This is a genomic window from Bacillus sp. FSL K6-1012 (assembly GCF_037964915.1).
Taxonomy (GTDB): domain Bacteria; phylum Bacillota; class Bacilli; order Bacillales; family Bacillaceae; genus Bacillus; species Bacillus halotolerans.
In genome coordinates this window covers 230,001-251,850 of sequence record NZ_CP150175.1, presented here as the reverse complement: position 1 = coordinate 251,850, position 21,850 = coordinate 230,001, and the positions used below count along the sequence as shown (strand labels likewise).

The window sequence follows — 21,850 nt, the reverse complement described above, 5'->3', positions numbered from 1 at the left end:
TCGCACTTGTCTTGTTCGCTCTCTGTTTATAGATTTCGTTACTCTAATCCCATTTCTGACCGGACGACTTCAACAATGCGATTAACATATTCATCGCACAGTTCTTTCGTCTTCGCTTCAGCCATCACACGAACGAGCGGTTCAGTGCCAGATGGGCGCACTAAAATCCGGCCGTTGCCGTTCATTTCTTTTTCAACCTCAGAAATAACGGCTTTTACTTTTTCGTTTTCTTCGACTTTATATTTATCAGTTACTCTCACATTGACTAAAAGCTGCGGAAACTTCTGCATTTCAGCCGCAAGCTCTGACAGCGGCTTGCCTGTCGCTTTTAATGTATTCATCAGCATAATGGCGGACAATAATCCGTCACCTGTTGTGTTGTAATCAAGGAAAATTAAGTGGCCGGACTGTTCACCGCCGACATTGTAGCCGTCTTTTTTCATCGCCTCTACCACGTAGCGGTCGCCGACAGCCGTCTGCACGCTCTTTATCCCTTCTTTTTCAAGCGCTTTATAGAAACCGAGGTTGCTCATGACTGTGGAAACAACCGTATCATCCTTTAAGCGGCCCTCTGATTTCAGGTATTTTGAGCATATGTACATAATTTGGTCGCCGTCAACGATATTTCCTTTTTCGTCGACTGCGATCAGTCGGTCGCCGTCACCATCGAACGCAAGGCCGATATCAGCATTTTTCTCTTTTACAAACGCACTGAGCGCTTCGGGATGAGTCGATCCAACTCCGTCATTGATGTTTAATCCGTTCGGAGAAGTTCCCATTGTCGACACGTCTGCGTCTAAATCGGCAAACAAGTGTGTCGCAAGCGATGACGTCGCTCCGTGTGCGCAGTCAAGCGCAACATGAATGCCTGTAAAATCTTCGTCGGCAGTCTGTTTTAAGAATTGCAGGTACTTTTGGCCGCCTTCAAAATAGTCGTTTACAAGTCCCAAGTCAGCTCCAACCGGTCTTGGCAGCTTATCCTCCGGTTCATCCATCAGACGCTCAATTTCAGCCTCCTGTTCATCAGAAAGCTTAAATCCGTCTCCTCCAAAGAACTTGATTCCGTTATCCTGCACTGGGTTATGAGAAGCAGATATCATGACGCCCGCCTCTGCATCCATCGCTTTTGTTAAATAGGAAACACCAGGTGTAGAAATGACTCCCAGACGCATGACTTCTGCGCCAATTGATAAAAGTCCGGCGACAAGGGCTCCCTCCAGCATATGGCCGGAGATGCGTGTATCGCGGCCTATCAGCACTTTTGGACGTTGTTTGTCTTTTGTCAGCACATACCCGCCGAAACGTCCGACTTTAAAGGCCAGCTCAGGCGTAAGCTCGCTGTTGGCAACACCTCTTACACCATCTGTTCCAAAATACTTGCCCATTTTATAATCGCTCCTTTTTTATTCTGATGAAGATTGTGAACCTGTATTTGATTCATCTTCATCCTGATCCTGATTTTGATCTTGGTTTTCGTCTTGATTTTGATCATCATTGTTTTTATCGCTGTTCGTTGTATCTTCTCGCTGATTATTCTCTTTGTCATTCGTCTTGTCATCAGTGTCATCCTGGTTCCCTGACGTCGTATTGCTGTTATCTTTTGTTGTCGTATTCGTTTTTTTAGACGTAAGCTTGATTTTTGCATTTTTCTGCCCCAAGGACCAGGTTACATTTTGAGGCCCGTTTACTTCAAGCTTCACACTGTGCTCTCCGTCATCTAAATCAGATACATTCACATACAATTCTATGTCTGATTTCTGCAGTTTTTTTATGTTGCCGGGAGAGCCTTTGGCCGTAACATCTATCGTTTGTGATTCCGGATCCAGAAATTCAATGTTCTGTGAGCTGCTCAGCCCCACAGTCTTAATAGGGACATTCTCAAACGTCTGATCCGCTTCACTATCTACTTCTATATGCAACGTCACCTTTGACGGCGAGATTTTTTTGACGCCGTCAGGAAGCGGAATATCTGCCTCGATATCAGAATCCTTTTTGATTTTGCTTAAATCTAAGCTGACACCGTCTATAAATTCAAGAGAATCCAAGACATCCTGCGAGCCGTAAACCGTCACCTCACTGGGACTTGATTCGATATTCGCTATGCTGACCCCGTCAGGAAGGCTTCCTGTCCGCTCAATTTTAAAGGGCAATTTTTTACTCGGACTTGTCACCGGAACGGTAATTTTGATGACCGAGGGCTCCACATCGACAGGAAGCGCGTTTCCGTCTTTATCATAGACAGTCACTTTCGCTTCCTTTTCAATCGTTTCATCTGCATTTTCCAGGTTTACCGAAGCTTTCACAAGAGAAATATTATCAATCACAGCTTTAGAACCGGTAATCTGTACATTTTTAGGACTGACAATCGGCTGCTCCGGAGAATAGCCTTTTTTCATCTTGCTTTTGTTGTAATACTCCACTTCAACAGGAAAGCTTTCTGTCGTGCGTTCTTGAATGGTGACGGTCGTCACGGACGGATTAATGGATATCGTCAGCCCATCCGACACGTTTTTGGCCTTAAGCTCGACCTTATGCGTGCCGGTTTTCAGCTTCTCCATATCCGCGTATATCTCAAAATTCTTTGTCTGTCTCGCCTTCTTCACGGCGCTTGTCGGACCTTTTATCGTGACATTCACCGTTTGCGGAACGCCCGTCACGACATAATTTTCATCATCGTAATATGCTTTAACCGGTATATCAGTCAGTGTTGCCTCATCAGTTGTAGATGTCGGAAAAAATGATTCACCTGGTTTTTTCGGAGTTGGTGCTTGGTTGCTGTTAACCGCTACATAAAGCAAGAGCGCGAAAAGCAGCGCAATGACTTTCACAGCCCAGCGGTTGTTTAAGAATTTATCCATTTTTCTTGCCCCTCCAATACCAACGGTTAGAAGAAGTCTCTCTGGTGTTCTTCTTAAACTCTGCTTCAAGCATTTCTTTCAGCGCTTCTTCCGTCAGCTCTCTGTGAAGGTCGCCATTCCTCGCCACACTGACGCCGCCGGTCTCTTCAGACACGATAATCGTCAAACTGTCTGTAACTTCACTGATTCCGACAGCCGCTCTGTGCCGCGTTCCCAGTTCTTTTGAAATGAACGGGCTTTCAGAAAGCGGCAAATAACAGGCGGCAGCGGCAATTTCATTATTTTTCATAATGACCGCTCCGTCATGAAGCGGTGTATTCGGGATAAAAATATTGATCAAGAGCTCAGAGCTGACCTTTGCATTCAAAGGAATGCCCGTTTCAATATAATCCCCCATACCCGTATCCCGCTCAATGGTTAAAAGGGCGCCGATCCGGCGTTTCGCCATATAATTGATCGCTTTCGTTATAGCCTCAATTGTTTTCTGCTGCGCTTCCTCCACCGGCGTGCCGCTCCTCGAGAAGAAACGGCCCCGTCCAAGCTGTTCAAGCGCTCTTCTCAGCTCAGGCTGAAAGATAATAATAATTGCTAAAAATCCCCATGTTATCGCTTGGTCCATCAGCCACTGAAGCGTGCTGAGGCCCAAATATTGACTGGCCATACGGACAAGCACGATCACAACGATTCCTTTTAAGAGCTGAACCGCCTTCGTGCCGCGTATCACCATAATCAGTTTATATATCACATACCAAACAAGGAGAATATCAACGGCATTGCCGAGGTACTGCAAAAAAGGGATATCCTCAAAAGCCATTTCCTCGTCCTCCAAGAATTCAGTCATTTCGTATTTTGAAGTTTAATGTGTTACGCATATGTACTTTACATAGCGAGCCCATTATACCACATTTCGTTTTGGCAAGTGAAATATGCCAGCCGTTTGAGAACCTAAAAAAAGAGTAAAGCGCACCACACGCTTTACTCTTCTCCGTTCGGATCTAATGCATTGAATACACTTTTCCCCGCAGACTTCATTTTATACCATGTCCAGTCGAATAATTGATTAATCTCCTCAATTTGACCGGTGACTTGTCCAGCAGAGGCCATATACTTTTCTCCGTTTACAACGGTTACATCCCCGTCTATTTTCCCTTTAATAATCAGCTTGCCGTTTTTGACGGTGACATCACCTTTGACCGTCTCACCTTCAGGCACGATCACAGTGTTGTTCTGCACGACCAGATTCGGCTGCTTCGACACGCTGAAGTTGTGGTCATTGTGCCAGCTGTTTAACAATCCTCCGCCCATCAAAATGATGAATACCGCAGCAGCCGCGATAACCGGATGGGATCTGAACCATCTTTTCACAGAAGCTCTTTTCTTCTCCTTAGGCAATTTTGCCATGACGTTAGCGGTAAAATCGGCGGGGGCTTCGACATGCGATGTGCTCCGGACGAGCGCAATGGATTTTTCCATCTCATAAAAATGCTTTCTGCATTCCTCGCATGCCTCCAGATGTTCTTTTAATACTTGTTCATCTTTCGGAAGGATATCTCCATCAAGATGCATATGCATAAGCTGCACAATTTGTTCAGGACAGCTCATTTCATCACCCCACTTAAAGATCCCTTAATTGTTTTCTAAGAGCCTCTCTGCCTCTGTGAATCCGCGTTTTTACAGTCCCCACAGGAATGTTCAGAATCTCGCCGATTTCAATTAATGAGAGTTCATCAATATACTTTAATACAATGACAGTTCTGTATTTGTCAGGAAGCTTTAATATTTTCTGCTGAATCGTGTGTGAAAGCTCCAGCGATACGACTGCATCTTCAGGCAAAACTCCATCTGCGGCGATTTGGGAATACATCGTCAAGCCTTCTGTACCCGCCACTTCTGCATCGAGGTAATAATCCGGCTTCTTTTTGCGAATGCGGTCAATGGTCAAGTTGGTCGCAATTCGATAAAGCCAAGTTGAAAATTTCCGGTTGATATCAAAACTGTCGATATTGACGTACGCTCTGATGAAAGCCTCTTGTGCGATATCTTCCGCCTCATGCACATTGCCAAGCATACGGTAGCAAAGCTGATAAATTTTATCCTTGTAAATATCTACGATGTCCGCAAATGCATTTTGATCGCCTTTTTTGACTTGCTTAATTCTCTTTTTAATCATCATTTCCATATTTATCTAACCTCTGCCTTCACCGGTCTGTATGTATACGAGCTTCGTTTCTAAAGGTTTCAATTTTTTTATAAAATAAGTTTAACAAATTTTTGGCAGGGTGTAGATGGCAATTTGTGAATAAACTACCTTAACATATTTTTAAAATTATTATACAGACTGAACAGTTAGAAGTTGGAATGATTTTTTCAAAAAGAAAAAAGACACCTTTTGATCAAAGGTGTCTGTGACTGGGCTAGCTGGATTCGAACCAACGCATGACGGAGTCAAAGTCCGTTGCCTTACCGCTTGGCTATAGCCCAATGATGGTGGAGGGGGGCAGATTCGAACTGCCGAACCCTGAGGGAGCGGATTTACAGTCCGCCGCGTTTAGCCACTTCGCTACCCCTCCATATTTTCAAGAAAAACAGTGCCGGCAAGAGGACTTGAACCCCCAACCTACTGATTACAAGTCAGTTGCTCTACCAATTGAGCTACACCGGCAAGATGGTGGAGGATGACGGGCTCGAACCGCCGACCCTCTGCTTGTAAGGCAGATGCTCTCCCAGCTGAGCTAATCCTCCAAATGGTGACCCGTACGGGATTCGAACCCGTGTTACCGCCGTGAAAGGGCGGTGTCTTAACCGCTTGACCAACGGGCCGTTTCTGTTCTCGTCGAGCTGACAAAAGTTATTATATACAGGTTCCCCCCCTTTTGTAAAGAGGAAATTTAAATTTTTTATTTTCAAACTTTTTAACCCCTTTTTTAACTGAAAAAGCCTCCTACCATTTATCATTTATTTTAAGATAGATATAGATCGAATTAAGAGAGGAGAAACCAATATGATACTAGTCAGCTCTTGCCTCGGCGGCATTGAATGCAGATACAACGGTTCGCATGCCGCATCAGAGAAAATCCGAAAACTGATTGAAGAAAAACAAGCAGTGATGGCTTGCCCTGAACTTCTCGGCGGCTTCTCCACTCCCCGAGAACCAGCAGAAATCATCGGAGGCACTGGTGAGGATGTTCTTAGTGGAGCCGCGAAAATCATAACGTCTTCAGGAGAAGATGTAACAGATTTATATATGAAGGGCGCGGCCCAAACATTGGCCTATGCAAAAGAAATCAACGCCTCTGCCGTCATATTGAAAGAAAACAGCCCATCATGCGGAAGCAATTTCATCTATAATGGCTCATTTTCAGGCAAAAAAATCGCTGGAAACGGAGTAACCGCCGCGCTATTAAAACAAGCGGGGTACCGTGTAATTTCTGAAAACCAGTTAGACGACATATTATAAGGAGGCTCATCATGACGCAAGATATCTCTTTATCCTTCTATAAGCCTGAGCATTTGCCGGAGCTTTACGCATTTACTTTACACAATGATGACAAACGCTTTACCGCTCTCCCTAAAGAGGTGCTGAGCCAGGCCCTAAGCATTCAGGAGCGCTATCCGGTTGTTATCTTAAAAGGTGATCTGCCAATAGGCTTTTTCATTCTACATACGTCAAAAGAAACCATTGCTCCCTATTCCAACAATCCATTTGCTTTATTGCTCAGTTCCTTATCATTAAACTCTGCCCACCACGGACAAGGCTATGCGAAAAAAGCCATGCTTCAGCTCCCCTCTTTTGTTAACGGATATTTCCCATGGTGCGATGAAATCATTTTAGCCGTCAATCACCTGAACACCCGTGCAAAGCAGCTATATATGAAAACCGGATTTCTTGATAAAGGACGCCGAAAAATCGGGCCGCTTGGCGAACAGCTGATACTTCATTATTTCTTATAGCCTCTTTTGAAATAAAGTTTCAAAAATTAAAAATGATAGTTGAAATATCATAACAGAAATGAATATACTGAATATTGAGATATATTTATTTTTACACAGGGGGCATCCTCATGTCAGAACAATTGAATCTTCACAATCTTACAACGGAATCACGCAATAGCCAAACATCGGAAATACACAAAGCTAATACCCTCGATATCTTAAAAATGATTAACAATGAAGATATCAAAGTCGCTGCCGCCGTTCAGCGTGTCCTTCCCGATATCGAAGCAGCCGTCGAATGCGCGTATGAATCCTTTCAAAATGGCGGACGGCTCATTTACGCAGGTGCAGGCACTAGCGGCCGACTCGGTGTGATGGACGCAGTTGAATGTCCTCCGACCTACAGCGTCAGTCCTGATCAGGTAATCGGATTAATGGCCGGCGGTCCCAACGCATTTTTGCAGGCGGCTGAGGGGATTGAAGATCATGAAGAAGCAGGGGCCGAGGATTTACGATCCATCCATCTCACCTCAGCCGATACAGTGATCGCGATTGCAGCAAGCGGCCGTACGCCTTATGCAGCAGGTGCGCTGAAATACGCCCGCAAAATCGGAGCAAACACCGTCTCCCTTACCTGTAACAGTCAATCTGCCATCAGCAAACACGCTGATCACAGCATTGAAGTCGTCGTCGGGCCAGAAGTCATTACAGGCTCGACACGTATGAAAGCCGCAACCGCTCATAAAATGATTCTAAACATGATATCCACCGCTGTAATGGTCAAAATCGGCAAGGTCTACGAAAACTTGATGGTGGATGTCAATGTCAGCAACAAAAAACTAAAAGAACGCGCCATCAGCATCGTTCAAAGCCTTACAGACGTTTCTTATGAGAAAGCGCAATACACACTTGAACAGGCGAATCTTCATGTCAAAACAGCAATTGTTATGCTCAAAACCAGCACAGATCAAAACAAAGCGAAGACATTGCTTGATGAAGCGAACGGTTTTATAGACAAAGCAATTGAAAACTACCATTCATGATAAGGAGAGACAGTAATGGCGACAGGCGGTTTAGCTATCATTCAATCAATGAAACACAAGCTGCCACAATCAGAGCGTAAGCTTGCGGACTACATATTAGCCCATCCCCACAAAGCGATAGAAAGCACAGTCAGCGAAATCAGCGCCTTAGCTAATTCAAGTGACGCTGCCGTCATCAGGCTCTGCAAGTCACTGGGACTAAAAGGATTTCAGGATTTAAAAATGAGGGTAGCGGGCGATCTGGCAAAACCTGCTGTTCAAGGCTACCGGGACATCGCTCCTCATGAATCGCTGCCTTCCATCTCTGAAAAAGCAGCCGGCAATGCTATTCAAGCAATTCAAGACACCTCAGATCTCATTGATTATCAAGAGCTTGAGCGCGCTGTTTCTCTGCTGCTTCAAGCGAACACTGTACATTTCATCGGCCTGGGCGCCTCGGGAATTGTCGCCAAGGATGCACAGCAAAAATGGCTTCGAATTCATAAACAGGCGACTGCTTTCACGGACACTCATCTTGTGGCATCTTTAATCGCAAATGCAGATAAGAAAGACATTGTATTTGCCATTTCATTTTCAGGTGAGACACAGGAAATCATCGAGCTGCTTTCGATGGCAAAGGAAAAAGGCGTCACAATCATCAGCCTCACACAATTCAGCCAAACCTCCGTCTCTGCATTATCCGACGTTTCATTATATACAGCCCATTCCAACGAGGCCCTGATTCGAAGCGCAGCCACTTCCTCCCGTCTCGCCCAGCTTTTTATGATTGATGTTTTGTTTTTAAGCATGGCGGCCGAGCAGTATGAAGAAACGGTCGGCTACATTGATAAAACGAGAGAAGCAATCAAATCTATGAGAAAGACATAAGGCATCTTGAAAGGGAGGGGTTTGTATGAGCAAAGAAAAACACTACAATACTCTGGCGGAAAAAATCCTTGAGCTATGCGGGGGGAAATCCAATATTTCTTCCTATACGCATTGCATGACCCGCTTGCGCATTACGCCTTACGATGTCAGCAAAACGGATAGTAAGGCGTTAAGAGAACTTGATGGCGTCCTTGGAGTCGTCGAAGCTGAAACCCTGCAGATTATCCTCGGCACTGGTGTCGTTAATCATGTCACCGCCGCTTTTTCGAAGCTGGTATCATCAGAAGAAGATTTTAATCTAAAAGAGGCCGCAGCCAAAAAGAAATCCGATATCAATCGTAAGAACGCCACCCCGTTTAAGCTTTTTTTACGTAAAATAGCCAGCATCTTCATACCTCTCATTCCCGCACTCGTCGCTTCAGGCTTAATTACCGGGATTACCAAAGCGATAATCCAAGCCGGCTGGCTCTCTGCAGAATCACAAACGGCTATTGTCCTCACAGTCATCGGATCAGGCCTGTTCACTTATCTCGGCATTCTCGTCGGCATTAACGCGTCAAAAGAATTTGGCGGGACGCCCGCTCTCGGCGCTCTGGCAGGGATTCTGATCATTAACCCGGAAATCGCAAAGATCAGCTTATTCGGAGAACAGCTTCTTCCCGGCAGGGGAGGCCTCATCGGTGTTCTATTCGCAGCTATATTCATTGCTTACACAGAACAATTCGTCCGCCGCTTTATTCCTCAATCACTCGATATCATCGTAACGCCAACAGTTTCACTTTTGATCACTGGAATATTGACGTATGTCGTTTTCATGCCTTTAGGCGGGTTCATTTCAGATGTCATCACATCCGGTCTTCTGTCCATCTTAGACATCGGCGGAATCGCTGCAGGCTTTATTCTGGGCGCGACCTTCCTCCCTCTCGTTGTCACCGGGCTACATCAAGGCCTGACGCCGGTGCACATGGAACTCATCAATTCGATTGGTGATGACCCGCTTCTCCCTATCCTTGCTATGGGAGGCGCGGGACAAGTGGGTGCAGCCTTCGCCATCTTCGTTAAAACAAAGAAAAAAACGCTGAGAAAAGCGATCACAGGGGGTCTTCCTTCAGGACTGCTCGGCATCGGTGAACCGCTTATATTCGGTGTAACGCTGCCGCTTGGCCGTCCGTTTTTGACAGCATGCTTAGGGGCGGGGATCGGCGGAGCTTTTCAAGCTTATTTTCAGGTAGCCACAGTTGCGATCGGTGTCTCCGGATTGCCGCTCTCTTTTCTGGTGCTACCTTCACAAATCATCTTATATATCATTGGTCTCTTTATTTCGTATACGTTCGGCTTTTTATTGACCTACGCTTTCGGATATAAAGATGAAATGGCTGCCCAGTTCGATTAAATGATGACGTTTTAGGAATAGTAACGGCATAGAAACACGGAAAGGAGCAAGCTTGTGAGAACGAAGACATTAGCATTACTCAGCGCTATTTTAACCGTGTCCATTCTGACGCCGAACGAAGCCTTCGCACAAACCGCCCTTCATCAAGCAGACAACCAGGTTGAGCCGAAAACAATAAATCCAGAAACTGCACAGTTTTCGTCGAAGAAACTAAGGAAGGTTGATCAGATGATTGAACGGGACATTGCAGCAGGATTCCCCGGCGCCGTTCTGATCGTCGTGAAGGACGGCCGTATGATCAAAAAAGAAGCATACGGCTACAGTAAAAAATATGACGGGGCTGAACTGTTGCGCCGTCCGGCAAAAATGAAAACCCGCACGATGTTTGACTTGGCATCAAATACAAAAATGTATGCAGCCAATTTTGCTTTACAGCGCTTAGTCAGCCAAGGCAAACTCGACGTTTATGAAAAGGTATCTGCTTATTTGCCTGATTTCAAGGATCAGCCTACAGATCGCATCAAAGGGAAAGATAACATTCGTGTCATTGATGTCCTGCAGCACCAATCAGGGCTTCCATCCAGCTTCTACTTTTACAGCCCGGAAAAAGCCGGAATGTATTATTCGCAAGAGCGGGAGAAAACCATTGAATACTTGATGAAAATCCCGCTGGATTATGAAACAGGAACAAAACACGTATACAGTGACATTGGATACATGCTTCTCGGCTGTATTGTCGAAAAACTCACCGGCAAACCGCTTGATGTCTATACGGAACAAGAGCTCTACAAACCGCTGAAGCTGAAACATACGTTGTACAATCCGCTGCAAAAGGGCTTTAAAGCAAAACAGTTCGCAGCCACTGAACGTATGGGCAATACACGAGACGGTGTTATCCATTTCCCTCATATCCGCACAGACACGCTGCAAGGAGAAGTACATGACGAAAAAGCATTCTATTCGATGGAAGGCGTTTCAGGCCACGCCGGACTGTTTTCAAACGCTGATGATATGGCGATTCTGCTTCAAGTCATGTTAAACAAAGGAACGTACCGAAACGTTTCATTATTCGATCAGAAAACAGCTGACCTATTTACGGCGCCATCAGCAACAGATCCGACATTCGGCCTTGGATGGCGGCGAAACGGCAGTAAAAGCATGGAATGGATGTTTGGCCCTTATGCAAGCGAAAATGCGTACGGACATACTGGCTGGACAGGAACGGTTACCATCATTGATCCGGCATACAATTTAGGCATCGCTTTGTTAACAAATAAAAAGCATTCACCTGTCGCTGATCCAGCGGAAAATCCGAACGTGTTTGAGGGTGACCAATTTTCAACAGGCAGTTACGGAAGCGTCATTACCGCGATTTATGAAGCAATGAAATAATCGACGATAGGAGGAAGTTGTTATGAAACCTGTCATTTCGCTTATCCTTTCCACCGTCCTTTTTCTTTCATGTTTTCTCGGCGTCAGTCAGACAGCTGAAGCAAAACCCCGCAGCTCCGATGATGCCAAACAGATAGTTGATCGTATGACGTTAGATGAAAAACTTGGCCAGATGCTGATGCCGGATTTCAGAAACTGGAAAAAGGAAGGTGAGTCTTCTCCGCAAGCCTTCACAAAAATGAATGAGGAAGTCGCTGGCCTCATCAAGAAATATCAATTCGGCGGCGTCATACTATTTGCAGAAAATGTAAAAACAACTGAACAAACGGTACGGCTGACAGACGCATATCAAAAGGCCAGCTCTAAGATTCCGCTCTTACTCAGCATTGATCAAGAAGGCGGGATCGTGACGAGATTAGGGGAGGGCACTAATTTCCCAGGCAATATGGCGCTTGGCGCAACAAGAAGCAGAATCAATGCATATCAGACCGGCAGCATGATTGGAAAAGAGCTTTCTGTCTTAGGCATCAATACAGATTTCAGCCCAGTCTTGGACATTAATAATAACCCTGATAATCCCGTGATCGGTGTGAGATCATTCAGTTCTGATCGTGAACTGACAGCACGACTCGGTTTATATTCCATGAAAGGTTTGCAACGGCAACATATCGCCTCTGCTCTTAAACATTTCCCGGGACATGGAGACACTGACGTTGACAGCCATTATGGGCTGCCGCTCGTTTCTCATAACCAGGAACGGCTTCGTGAGGTTGAACTCTATCCTTTTCAAAAAGCGATTGATGCCGGAGCAGATATGGTGATGACAGCTCATGTTCAATTCCCAGCCTTTGACGACACCACATATAAAAGCAAGCTTGATGGATCAAATATTATGGTTCCCGCTACACTTTCAAAGAAAGTAATGACCGGGCTGCTTCGGGAGGAAATGGGATTTGGCGGTGTAATCGTCACTGATGCTCTCAATATGAAAGCCATAGCAGATCATTTCGGTCAGGAAGAGGCGGTCGTCATGGCCATAAAGGCCGGTGTTGATATCGCGTTAATGCCTGTCTCAGTTACATCTTTGAAAGATGAACAAAAATTGGCAAGCGTGATTGACTCCTTAAAAGAAGCTGTTAAAAATGGAGACATTCCCTTACAGCAAATCAACAAATCTGTGGAAAGAATCATTTCCCTGAAAATAAAGCGCGGTATTTACCCCGCTCAGCATGACAGCAGCATAGATAAAAAGGTGAAGAAAGCGCTCAAAACAGTGGGAAGCAAGCACCATACGAAGACAGAGCAAAAAATCGCTGAAAAGGCAGTGACAGTATTAAAAAATGATCAGCATACCTTGCCGTTCAAACCCAAAAAAGGCAGCCGAGTTTTAATTGCCGCACCTTACGAGGAACAAACAGCATCCATTGAAAAAACCATTCACGATTTAATGCAGCGAAAAAAAATCAAATCTGTTTCTCTTAACAAAATCAACTTTGCAGAAAAGGTATTTAATGCTGAGCATGAAAAACAAGTAAAAGAAGCTGATTATATTATTACAGGCTCTTACGTTGTAAAAAATGACCCTGTCGTCAACGACGGTGTCATCGACGACACGGTAACAGATTCAAGCAAATGGGCCACCGCTTTTCCGAGAGCTGTCATGAATGCCGCACTGCAGCACAAAAAGCAATTTGTCTTAATGAGTCTGCGCAATCCATATGATGCCGCCAATTTCGAAGAAGCAAGTGCTTTGATTGCCGTCTATGGTTTTAAAGGATATGCAAACGGGCGTTATCTTCAGCCGAATATTCCGGCCGGCGTTAAAGCGATCTTCGGACAATCAAAGCCAAGGGGCACGCTGCCAGTCGACATTCCATCCGTCACAAAACCGGGAGACATCCTTTATCCATTTGGCTATGGAGTAAACATCAAAACGGGAAAACCGCTTTAATAAGGAGGAGCATATGAAGAAAACGGTATTGGTTCTTCTCGCAGGGCTTATGATGTTCGGGACAATGACGGCTGCCTCAGCTTCGCCTAATTCAGAAAAACAAACAGCAAAAAAACCTAAAGTCCAGACCGGCATTGATATCCTCTTGTCACGACACAAAAAGCAGCTAATGGGAAAAAGAGTTGGACTGATTACCAATCCAACAGGTGTGAGTGTATCCCTTAAAAGCAGCGTAGATATTCTTTACGAAGACCCCGATATACAGCTGACAGCTTTATTCGGGCCCGAGCACGGCGTTCGCGGCGACGCTCAGGCAGGAGACGAAGTAGGCTCTTACATTGACGAAAAAACCGGGGTTCCCGTATACAGCCTTTACGGAAAAACGAAAAAACCCACTCCTGATATGCTGAAAAATGTCGATGTTCTTCTATTTGACATCCAAGACGTCGGGACTCGTTACTATACGTACATTTATACAATGGCTTATGCAATGGAAGCCGCTAAAGAAAACGGAATTCCTTTTATCGTGCTGGACCGTCCGAATCCCCAAGGCGGAAAAAAGGTTGAAGGACCAGTGCTGGAGCCCGAGTACGCATCCTTTGTCGGACTCTATCCCATTCCGTTAAAGCACGGGATGACCATTGGAGAATTGGCTTTACTATTCAACAAGGAATTTAATATTAATGCCGATGTGTCAGTCGTAAAAATGAAGCACTGGAAACGCTCTATGGATTTTGACGAAACCAGACTGCCATTCGTCCTCCCTTCACCTAACATGCCAACCGCAGAGAGCACATTTGTGTACCCTGCAACAGGGTTAATTGAAGGAACGAATGTAGCTGAAGGACGGGGAACGACTAAGCCATTCGAGTTGATCGGGGCTCCCTTTATCAAAAGCACAGAGCTTGCAGAAAAAATGAACAGTCTTGATCTGCCTGGCGTTACGTTCAGAGCTTCCTCCTTCACTCCAATGTTCTCTAAACATCAAGGAACACTTTGCCACGGCGTGCAGCTCTATATTACGGACAGAGAAAAATTTGAAGCGGTTAAAACAGGACTGTCGCTTATTAAAATGATACATGACCTCTATCCTGATGATTTTCAGTTCCTAGCGTCTGGCTCATTTGATAAATTAGCAGGCAACGGCTGGATTAGAACGAAAATAAAGAACGGTGCTTCAATTGATGAAATCATTGACACCTATCAAAAACAGCTGAAGCAATTCAATAAAACCAGAAAACAATATCTCCTATATTAAGACTTAAGAATGGTATGTTACACGTGTAACATTTTCTTACCCAACAAAAGCATGGTCATTTTCCCTTGCCCGCACATTGCGGCAAGGGTTTTTTAAATCCAAAAACAACACGCTTTATATAGGAAAACTTTCATTTATTTGGTACAATCTTATTGAAAATGATTATCAATTAAGAAAGCGTTTCTGAAAAGGTGGTCTTCTCCTTGCAAAACTCAATGATTTATCATCCGGTACAAATTGAATATATGAAGAAAACGAGTGATCTCTTCTCAGAACAGCAATTGGCCGACTCATTCGTACTGATCTTTCATTTAAAAGGAGATGGACATATTTCTATCGGAACAAGAACCGCTCCTCTCCAAAAAAAGACACTGTATGTTTGTCCGCCTCATGAGACATTCGGCATTACACCTGCAGAAGAGAGAAATATAGATGTGTGTCTGATTAGGCTTCACTGCTATACAGCGGAAACCCGGCAAGATCTCTTAAAACCATGCACTGAAACTGATTTATCCAGTCTAAACCTTGTGAATGTTTCACATATCGAAAACCTTTCAGCCCGGCTTCAAGAACTTGCAGAAATATGGACAGAATCAGCTCAGCTTTCTCAATTAAAATGTGTGATAGAGGTTCAAAGCCTGATTTATGATCTATTCACAGCTAATGTATCCGATCAAAACGATACACAATCTGCGATTGAAAAAACAAAACATTACATTGAAACTCATGCCGATACAAAAATTACACTTGCCCAGCTCTCAAAAATGGCAGGAATCAGCGCCAAGCATTACAGCGAAACCTTTAAAAAATGGACAGGCCAGAGCGTAACAGAATTCATTACAAAAACTCGGATTACCCGAGCAAAGCGGCTTATGGCAAGATCCAACTGTAAACTGAAAGAAATCGCCCATCAAACCGGCTATCAAGATGAATTTTATTTCAGCAGAATCTTTAAAAAGCACACAGGTTCTTCACCTACAAGCTATATGAAAAAACGCAGGCAAAAACTAGCCGCCTATGGAAAGGGAACAATGGGACAGCTCATTCCTCTGCATCACATACCGTTTGCAGCCGCACTCCATCCAAAATGGACGGCTTACTATTATCAGCATTATTCAGCAGATATTCCAGTACAGCTCAGCGCATACCGGTTTAATGAAAAATGGGAGGAAAACCTGCAGACGTTGTCCCAAGCTGAACCCGATATCATTTTCAGCATGGATTCTGTTTCTTCAGAAGAACAAAAGCGCCTGAACAGCATTGCAGAAGTATGTTACCTTCCTGCAGAAGAAAACTGGAGAGCACACTTTCTGCACACCGCCTCGTTTTTAAAGGAAGAATCGGAAGCTGAAAAGTGGCTCGCAGCCTATGATAAGCAGACGGCTGCCGCTCAAAAGACATTGCTGCACGCCCAAGAGTTTCGTTATCTCTTTCTTCGTCTGCATAAGCAGCGCTTTTATGTGGCGCATAATCGCAGTATCCGCGAAGTTTTCTTTGAAGATTTAGGATTCAAACCGGCTGACACGCCTTCAGAACAAGCGATTTCATTAGAAGACATCACAAATTGCCAAGCTGACTGTATCATGCTCTTTCTTTTTAAAGAGCCGGAAACCATTGCTTATTATCAGCAATTAAAACAGTCGGAAATATGGCAAAACCTAAGCGCAGTGCGGAACGGACGTGTGTATCACCTCTCTTCAGACCCATGGAATGAGTACTCGGCTTGCGGGCACGAGCGGATTGTTCAGCAAACCATTTCTATGCTATCCGGTGATAGTCCATGATAAATATGGAATTTGTCCATGGTGTTATGTCTGTTCATTCTCTATAATTCCAATTGATAATAGTTATCAATTGAACAGGAGGCACTATAGATGAAAAAGCTATCTCTTACCTTATTAATCTTGCTTCTCGCACTCACGGCGGCAGCTTGCGGCAGCAAGGAAGAATCCTCTGCGAGCAAAGCGAGCGGCACAAAGTCCGAGAAAAAGAAAATCGAGTATTTGGATAAAACGTACGAAGTAAACGTACCGACAGATAAGATTGCCATTACGGGAAGCGTTGAATCCATGGAAGACGCAAAACTGCTGGACGTTCATCCGCAGGGTGCAATCTCATTCTCCGGAAAATTCCCTGAAATGTTCAAGGACATCACAGATAAAGCAACACCTACAGGGGAAAAAATGGAACCAAACATTGAAAAAATTCTTGAGATGCAGCCAGATGTGATCTTGGCATCTACAAAGTTCCCTGAAAAAACCCTGCAAAAAATAAGCACGGCCGGCACGACCATTCCGGTTTCCCACATCTCATCAAACTGGAAGGAAAACATGATGCTGCTTGCCCAGCTGACCGGAAAAGAGAAAAAAGCCAAAAAAATCATTGCCGACTATGAACAGGATCTAAAAGAAACAAAAACGAAAATCGATAAACAAGCAAAAAATTCAAAAGCGCTTGTCATCAGAATCAGACAAGGAAATATTTACATTTATCCTGAACAAGTGTACTTCAACTCAACTCTTTATGGCGACTTAGGCCTTAAAGCGCCGAATGAAGTCAAAGCCGCAAAAGCGCAAGAGCTGATTTCATTAGAAAAACTCAGTGAAATGAACCCTGACCACATTTTCGTCCAATTTTCTGATGATGAAAATGCGGATAAACCTGATGCATTAAAAGATTTAGAGAAAAATCCAATCTGGAAAAGCCTCACAGCAGTCAAAGAAGATCATGTGTACGTCAATTCAGTTGATCCTCTTGCACAAGGCGGTACGGCTTGGAGCAAAGTCCGCTTCCTGAAAGCGGCATCTGAAAAATTAACACAAGACTAAATTAGAGTAGGTTTTTGTATGTATTCAAAACAGTGGACACGTATCATTTTGATTACTTCTCCATTTGCTATTGCATTATCATTGCTGCTTTCCGTCCTCTATGGCGCAAAGCAGCTTAATGCTGATATTGTCTTTGCATCACTTTTTCATTTTGATCCGGGAAACACAGACCATCAAATCATATGGCATTCCCGGATTCCAAGGGCTGCCGGCGCTCTGCTCATTGGGGCAGCCCTTGCTGTATCTGGAGCGCTCATGCAAGGCATCACACGCAATTATTTGGCATCGCCCTCAATTATGGGTGTTTCAGATGGTTCCGCGTTTATCATTACGCTTTGTATGGTTCTGCTTCCGCAATCATCTTCGCTTGAAATGATCATTTACTCTTTTATCGGCTCCGCATTTGGAGCTGCATTGGTATTCGGCCTGGCAACAATGCTGCCTAACGGGTTTACGCCCGTACAGCTAGCCATCATTGGCACAGTCACAAGCATGCTGCTTAATAGTTTAGCGGCTGCCATATCGATCTATTTTCAAATTTCACAGGATCTGAGTTTCTGGTACAGCGCCAGACTTCATCAAATGAGCCCCGACTTTCTAAAGCTTGCCGTTCCATTTTTCCTGGCTGGTATCGTCATAGCTGTCTCTCTCAGCAAAAAGGTGACCGCTGTATCACTAGGCGACGATATTTCTAAGAGTTTGGGCCAAAAGAAAAAAACGATCAAAATCATGGCAATGATCTCTGTCATCATTTTAACCGGAAGTGCTGTAGCGCTTGCCGGAAAAATTGCGTTTGTCGGTTTAGTCGTTCCGCATATCACGAGATTTCTCGTCGGCTCAGATTATAACAGACTGATTCCTTGTTCCTGCATCTTGGGCGGCGTCTTTTTAACGCTGTGCGATCTCGCCAGCAGATTTATCAATTATCCATTTGAAACACCGATTGAGGTTGTGACTTCTATTATCGGCGTTCCTTTCTTCCTTTATTTGATCAAACGAAAAGGAGGAGAGCAAAATGGCTAAAAAATATGCAGTGTTAATCGTATTGATACTCCTCGTCAGCTATTTCAGCATGACCAGCGGATCATTTTCTGTTCGTCCGACAGAGCTGCTCTCCACTCTTTTTCAGATCAATCCCAATCCGCAGTATGAAGTTTTGCTGTTTGACTTAAGACTGCCGCGGATTGTCATGGCAGCCATTATCGGACTCGGACTTGGCATAGCAGGAGCTGTCATTCAGGCCATCACACGAAACGGTCTTGCAGACCCGGGAATATTGGGAATCAATGCGGGAGCAGGGGCAGGTATTGTGGCGTTTATGCTGTTGTTCCAAGGCCAGAAAGAAGTAACTTCAATCGTCGCGGCTATGGGAATGCCGTTTTTCGGTCTGATCGGCGGACTGGCTGCTGCAGTCATGATTTACATATTCGCTTGGAACAGAGGCAATTTAGATTCAGGCAGAATTATTCTGGTAGGAATCGCGATTAATTCAGGCTTCAGCGCCTTGTCTTTGTTTTTATCATTAAAAATGGACCCGCAAGATTATGAAATGGCCATGGTATGGAAAAACGGCAGCATCTGGTCGGCAAACTGGACATATATTACAGCTGTTCTTCCGTGGATGCTGCTGTTTATTCCGATTCTTCTGGCCAAGTCTCGTTTGCTCGATACCATCCGCTTTGACGAAGACACAGTCAGAAGCCTTGGCATTTCATCAAATAAAGAAAAAACCATTCTGCTCGTCGCCTGTGTCGCCATCATTAGCGCCTGTGTCTCTGTGGCGGGAAGCATGGCATTTGTCGGCTTAATCGCGCCCCATATTTCCCGGAGAATGGCCGGTGTCGAACACCGCTATATTTTGCCTTTGAGCGGTTTGATCGGCATGCTGCTTGTATTGAGCGCAGACTTTGCTGGAAAACTGTTTTTCCAGCCCGCAGAAGTGCCAGCCGGCATTATTTTGGCGATACTCGGTGTTCCGTATTTCTTATACCTGCTTTTCAAGCAAAAAAAGGGGGAGAATGTTTGAACGGATCTTTATCAGAGCATAAGGCGGGCGACAGGATGTTTAAGCTGTATCTTCCTCCTTCCTACAGTACGGACAGCAGGGCATTTCCTTCTGTTTACGTACAGGATGGCGGTTCTTTGTTTCAAGATCAACTAGAATTGATAGAAAACAGGTTTCATCAAAACAGGGTGCCTGAGCTCGTTCTGATCGGCATAGAGGCTAAAAATCGGCTCGACGAGTACACTCCTTGGCCCGCCGCATCACTCAGTGATCAGTTTCCAGACTTCGGCGGTAAGGGGGCTGACTATCTTTCTGAAATAACAAACCGGCTCATTCCGTTTGTGGAAGAAAATTGGAATGTCTCCAGAAGGGCTCAATCCAGAGGTATGATCGGCGCCTCATTAGGCGGTCTCATCTCAATGTTCGCCTTTCTGAGACATTCATCATTATTTGGAAAAATAGGATCTCTCTCAAGTTCATACTGGTACGAGAACGCAGCAGAAACTATCTATACTTCCTCTGTAAGAGCGGGTTCAACGCGTATTTTTATGTCTGTCGGCAGTGAAGAAGGCGCCGGAAAACAATCGATTCAGCAGACGATGCTCCAAAAAACAAAATACGTGCACGAGAGCCTAATAGAAAAAGGGTTCACTCAAGATCAGCTGTGCCTCGTCATTGAAAAAGGGGCGGTGCATCACCGCAAGCATTTCTGCAAACAATTTATCAATGCGCTGGAATGGCTATACGGAAAAAACCGCTCCAACATATGAGCGGTTTTTTCATGCCTTCTGCAAGACCGGTTTTAATTCGAAACGGTTCAGCATATAGCCGAACAAGGCAGCCAGGATTTGCTGAAACAGCATGCCAATCACAACCGGAACAGCCACCTGAGACGGAAAGAAAGTGACGGCAAGAACAGCGCCGGCACTGATATTCCTCATGCCTCCCGTAAAAATAAGAGAGACAATTTCCTCCTGCCGCCTTTTCATCATTTTTCCGATAAACCACGCCGCAGCATACCCGGTTAACGCGATACAAAAAACAGTGACAGCAATCCCTAAAAATCTTAAATCAATCGCTTTGAAATAAGGAGCTATCGCAGAGCTGTTAATCGCAATCACGGCCATCAGGCACAGCTTTGAAAAGGGAGACAGCGTACTGCTCAACGCCGCGGTTCTTTCTGGAGATGACATCTGATTAAACAGCATGCCCAGGAATGAAGGAATCACTACCATCACAATCAGACCCTTCATCATTCCCCAGATATCCATGTGAACCTGGGCACCGGCCAGCACAGAAAGACTCAGCGGAACGATTAACGGCGACAGCACGGTATCAATCAATATGATAGAAAGCGTCAAACCAACATTTCCTTTGTACATTGCAGCCCAAATCAAGCTCGTAATTCCTGTAGGGATGACAACAGCTAATGTCAAACCCGTGATCGTTAATGGATCACCTTGAAATATGAGATGTCCGCTGCCCCAGGCGAAAAGCGGCATAAAAATATGAAGAACAAATAATGCAAGAATCATAGGAAGAGGATGCGCCAAGGCGTGTCTTAAAGACTGAAAGTTCGCGCTCAAGCTGCCCGCAAACGTAATAAAAGCAAATATCCAAGGCACTGCGCTTTCATATCCATTTAAAAACTGAGACAGCAGCACGCCAAGCACAACACTAGTCGGTGTCAAAAGCGGCATGACTTTCCCCAATACACGGTTCAGCTTCTGAAGCATCATATACAAGTCCCCTATTAAAAATTTCTTTCTCTCTATTATATCAATGCAGTTCAACCATATGTTATATAAAAAAGCCCAGATCTCATCAATCTGGACTTTCATACTTTTATGCCATCTGTTTCATAAGGGCTTTACTTGCATTATTCAGCCCCTTTAATTCAGCTTCAATTCCTTGCTCTTTAAACTTCGCAACAATTTTATCAAGCGCAGCCGCTCCTGAATCATCCCATATGTGAGCATCGGTCAAGTCAATGACAACTCGCTCGATATCCTCTTGATAGATAAACGCATTCGTAAGATCAGTTACTGACGCAAAAAAGATCTGTCCCTTCACTTGATACGTTCTCAGCTTTTGATCTTCTGCATGAGAAACGATCTTCAGCTTCGAGATTTTGGCTACGAAGAATACGGCACTTAACAGAACACCGACGAATACGCCTTTCGATAAGTCATCCGTCACGACAACCGTAATCACTGTCACAACCATTACAATTGAATCTGTAATCGGCGCTTTTTTCAAGCCTTTTAAAGAAGACCAATCAAATGTGCCGACAGATACCATAACCATAACAGCCACTAACGC

20 protein-coding genes and 5 tRNA genes (1 of these 25 running past the window's edge) are annotated in these 21,850 nt (G+C 44.7%); 13 read left to right on the top strand and 12 right to left on the bottom strand.

What is annotated here, in order from left to right:
* Nucleotides 1-38: 38 nt before the first annotated feature.
* The 10 genes from glmM to NSS75_RS01420 all read right to left on the bottom strand — a co-directional run bounded on the left by glmM (nucleotide 39) and on the right by NSS75_RS01420 (nucleotide 5,678).
* Entirely contained in the window at nucleotides 39-1,385 is a 1,347-nt protein-coding gene (glmM, locus tag NSS75_RS01465) for a phosphoglucosamine mutase (RefSeq protein ID WP_095714759.1), read from the bottom strand.
* Between the two features lie 18 nt (nucleotides 1,386-1,403).
* Nucleotides 1,404-2,858 (bottom strand): YbbR-like domain-containing protein, encoded by a 1,455-nt coding sequence (locus NSS75_RS01460; protein ID WP_101860236.1) that lies wholly within the window; start codon nucleotides 2,856-2,858, stop codon nucleotides 1,404-1,406.
* Nucleotides 2,851-3,672: a diadenylate cyclase CdaA gene (gene cdaA / locus NSS75_RS01455; RefSeq protein WP_024120028.1), complete on the bottom strand. Its 822-nt coding sequence runs from the start codon at nucleotides 3,670-3,672 to the stop codon at nucleotides 2,851-2,853. Before cdaA ends, NSS75_RS01460 begins: the two co-directional genes overlap by 8 nt.
* 161 nt (nucleotides 3,673-3,833) lie before the next feature.
* The gene (rsiW, locus tag NSS75_RS01450) at nucleotides 3,834-4,460 is read right to left on the bottom strand and encodes an anti-sigma-W factor RsiW (RefSeq protein ID WP_059292084.1); all 627 of its coding nucleotides are present in this window, start codon (nucleotides 4,458-4,460) and stop codon (nucleotides 3,834-3,836) included.
* 13 nt (nucleotides 4,461-4,473) lie between these two features.
* Nucleotides 4,474-5,037 (bottom strand): RNA polymerase sigma factor SigW, encoded by a 564-nt coding sequence (gene sigW, locus NSS75_RS01445; protein ID WP_010332813.1) that lies wholly within the window; start codon nucleotides 5,035-5,037, stop codon nucleotides 4,474-4,476.
* Nucleotides 5,038-5,267: 230 nt separating this feature from the next.
* Nucleotides 5,268-5,339 (bottom strand) — tRNA-Gln (locus NSS75_RS01440).
* Between the two features lie 4 nt (nucleotides 5,340-5,343).
* Nucleotides 5,344-5,428: transfer RNA gene (locus tag NSS75_RS01435), tRNA-Tyr, on the bottom strand.
* A 19-nt stretch (nucleotides 5,429-5,447) separates the two neighbouring features.
* Nucleotides 5,448-5,520 (bottom strand) — tRNA-Thr (locus NSS75_RS01430).
* 4 nt (nucleotides 5,521-5,524) lie between these two features.
* Nucleotides 5,525-5,600: transfer RNA gene (locus NSS75_RS01425), tRNA-Val, on the bottom strand.
* A gap of 3 nt (nucleotides 5,601-5,603) precedes the next feature.
* Nucleotides 5,604-5,678, bottom strand: a tRNA-Glu gene (locus NSS75_RS01420).
* Between the two features lie 181 nt (nucleotides 5,679-5,859).
* Between NSS75_RS01420 and NSS75_RS01415 the strand changes: the two genes are divergently transcribed.
* The 13 genes from NSS75_RS01415 (at nucleotide 5,860) to NSS75_RS01355 (ending at nucleotide 20,298) form a co-directional block, all read left to right on the top strand.
* Nucleotides 5,860-6,315, top strand: coding sequence for a DUF523 domain-containing protein (locus NSS75_RS01415; protein ID WP_024120027.1), 456 nt, complete (start codon nucleotides 5,860-5,862; stop codon nucleotides 6,313-6,315).
* 11 nt (nucleotides 6,316-6,326) lie between these two features.
* The gene (locus NSS75_RS01410) at nucleotides 6,327-6,809 is read left to right on the top strand and encodes a GNAT family N-acetyltransferase (protein WP_339235509.1); all 483 of its coding nucleotides are present in this window, start codon (nucleotides 6,327-6,329) and stop codon (nucleotides 6,807-6,809) included.
* Nucleotides 6,810-6,919: 110 nt separating this feature from the next.
* Nucleotides 6,920-7,834 (top strand): N-acetylmuramic acid 6-phosphate etherase, encoded by a 915-nt coding sequence (murQ, locus tag NSS75_RS01405; RefSeq protein WP_103672603.1) that lies wholly within the window; start codon nucleotides 6,920-6,922, stop codon nucleotides 7,832-7,834.
* Nucleotides 7,835-7,849: 15 nt separating this feature from the next.
* On the top strand, nucleotides 7,850-8,701 hold the full coding sequence (locus NSS75_RS01400; protein ID WP_213418239.1) for a MurR/RpiR family transcriptional regulator: 852 nt from the start codon (nucleotides 7,850-7,852) through the stop codon (nucleotides 8,699-8,701).
* Between the two features lie 25 nt (nucleotides 8,702-8,726).
* Nucleotides 8,727-10,094, top strand: a complete 1,368-nt coding sequence (locus NSS75_RS01395) for a PTS transporter subunit EIIC (protein ID WP_339235503.1) — start codon at nucleotides 8,727-8,729, stop codon at nucleotides 10,092-10,094.
* Nucleotides 10,095-10,148: 54 nt separating this feature from the next.
* The gene (pbp4b, locus tag NSS75_RS01390; RefSeq protein ID WP_339235500.1) at nucleotides 10,149-11,486 is read left to right on the top strand and encodes a penicillin binding protein PBP4B; all 1,338 of its coding nucleotides are present in this window, start codon (nucleotides 10,149-10,151) and stop codon (nucleotides 11,484-11,486) included.
* A 22-nt stretch (nucleotides 11,487-11,508) separates the two neighbouring features.
* Nucleotides 11,509-13,437: a glycoside hydrolase family 3 N-terminal domain-containing protein gene (locus tag NSS75_RS01385; protein WP_339235496.1), complete on the top strand. Its 1,929-nt coding sequence runs from the start codon at nucleotides 11,509-11,511 to the stop codon at nucleotides 13,435-13,437.
* Nucleotides 13,438-13,450: 13 nt separating this feature from the next.
* Complete coding sequence (locus tag NSS75_RS01380) at nucleotides 13,451-14,695, top strand: exo-beta-N-acetylmuramidase NamZ domain-containing protein (protein ID WP_198097819.1); 1,245 nt, start codon at nucleotides 13,451-13,453, stop codon at nucleotides 14,693-14,695.
* Between the two features lie 203 nt (nucleotides 14,696-14,898).
* Nucleotides 14,899-16,479: an AraC family transcriptional regulator gene (locus NSS75_RS01375; RefSeq protein ID WP_339235491.1), complete on the top strand. Its 1,581-nt coding sequence runs from the start codon at nucleotides 14,899-14,901 to the stop codon at nucleotides 16,477-16,479.
* Nucleotides 16,480-16,569: 90 nt separating this feature from the next.
* A complete protein-coding gene (gene feuA / locus NSS75_RS01370; RefSeq protein WP_103672608.1) occupies nucleotides 16,570-17,523 on the top strand; it encodes an iron ABC transporter substrate-binding protein FeuA in 954 nt (317 codons plus the stop codon).
* Nucleotides 17,524-17,541: 18 nt separating this feature from the next.
* Nucleotides 17,542-18,546, top strand: a complete 1,005-nt coding sequence (locus NSS75_RS01365; RefSeq protein ID WP_024120017.1) for an iron ABC transporter permease — start codon at nucleotides 17,542-17,544, stop codon at nucleotides 18,544-18,546.
* Entirely contained in the window at nucleotides 18,539-19,549 is a 1,011-nt protein-coding gene (gene feuC, locus NSS75_RS01360; protein ID WP_216394862.1) for an iron ABC transporter permease FeuC, read from the top strand. The genes NSS75_RS01365 and feuC overlap by 8 nt, the downstream gene beginning before the upstream one ends.
* Complete coding sequence (locus NSS75_RS01355; protein WP_095714748.1) at nucleotides 19,546-20,298, top strand: alpha/beta hydrolase-fold protein; 753 nt, start codon at nucleotides 19,546-19,548, stop codon at nucleotides 20,296-20,298. The genes feuC and NSS75_RS01355 overlap by 4 nt, the downstream gene beginning before the upstream one ends.
* 9 nt (nucleotides 20,299-20,307) lie before the next feature.
* Here the strand turns inward: NSS75_RS01355 and NSS75_RS01350 are convergent, their stop codons facing one another.
* Nucleotides 20,308-21,228, bottom strand: coding sequence for a bile acid:sodium symporter family protein (locus tag NSS75_RS01350; protein ID WP_081638220.1), 921 nt, complete (start codon nucleotides 21,226-21,228; stop codon nucleotides 20,308-20,310).
* Nucleotides 21,229-21,373: 145 nt separating this feature from the next.
* On the bottom strand, nucleotides 21,374-21,850 hold the 3' end of the coding sequence (locus NSS75_RS01345) for a SulP family inorganic anion transporter (RefSeq protein WP_101860246.1). Its footprint extends 957 nt past the window's final position; the window shows 477 of its 1,434 coding nt (coding positions 958-1,434); the start codon falls outside the window, past its right edge — the gene reads right to left on this strand; the stop codon is at nucleotides 21,374-21,376.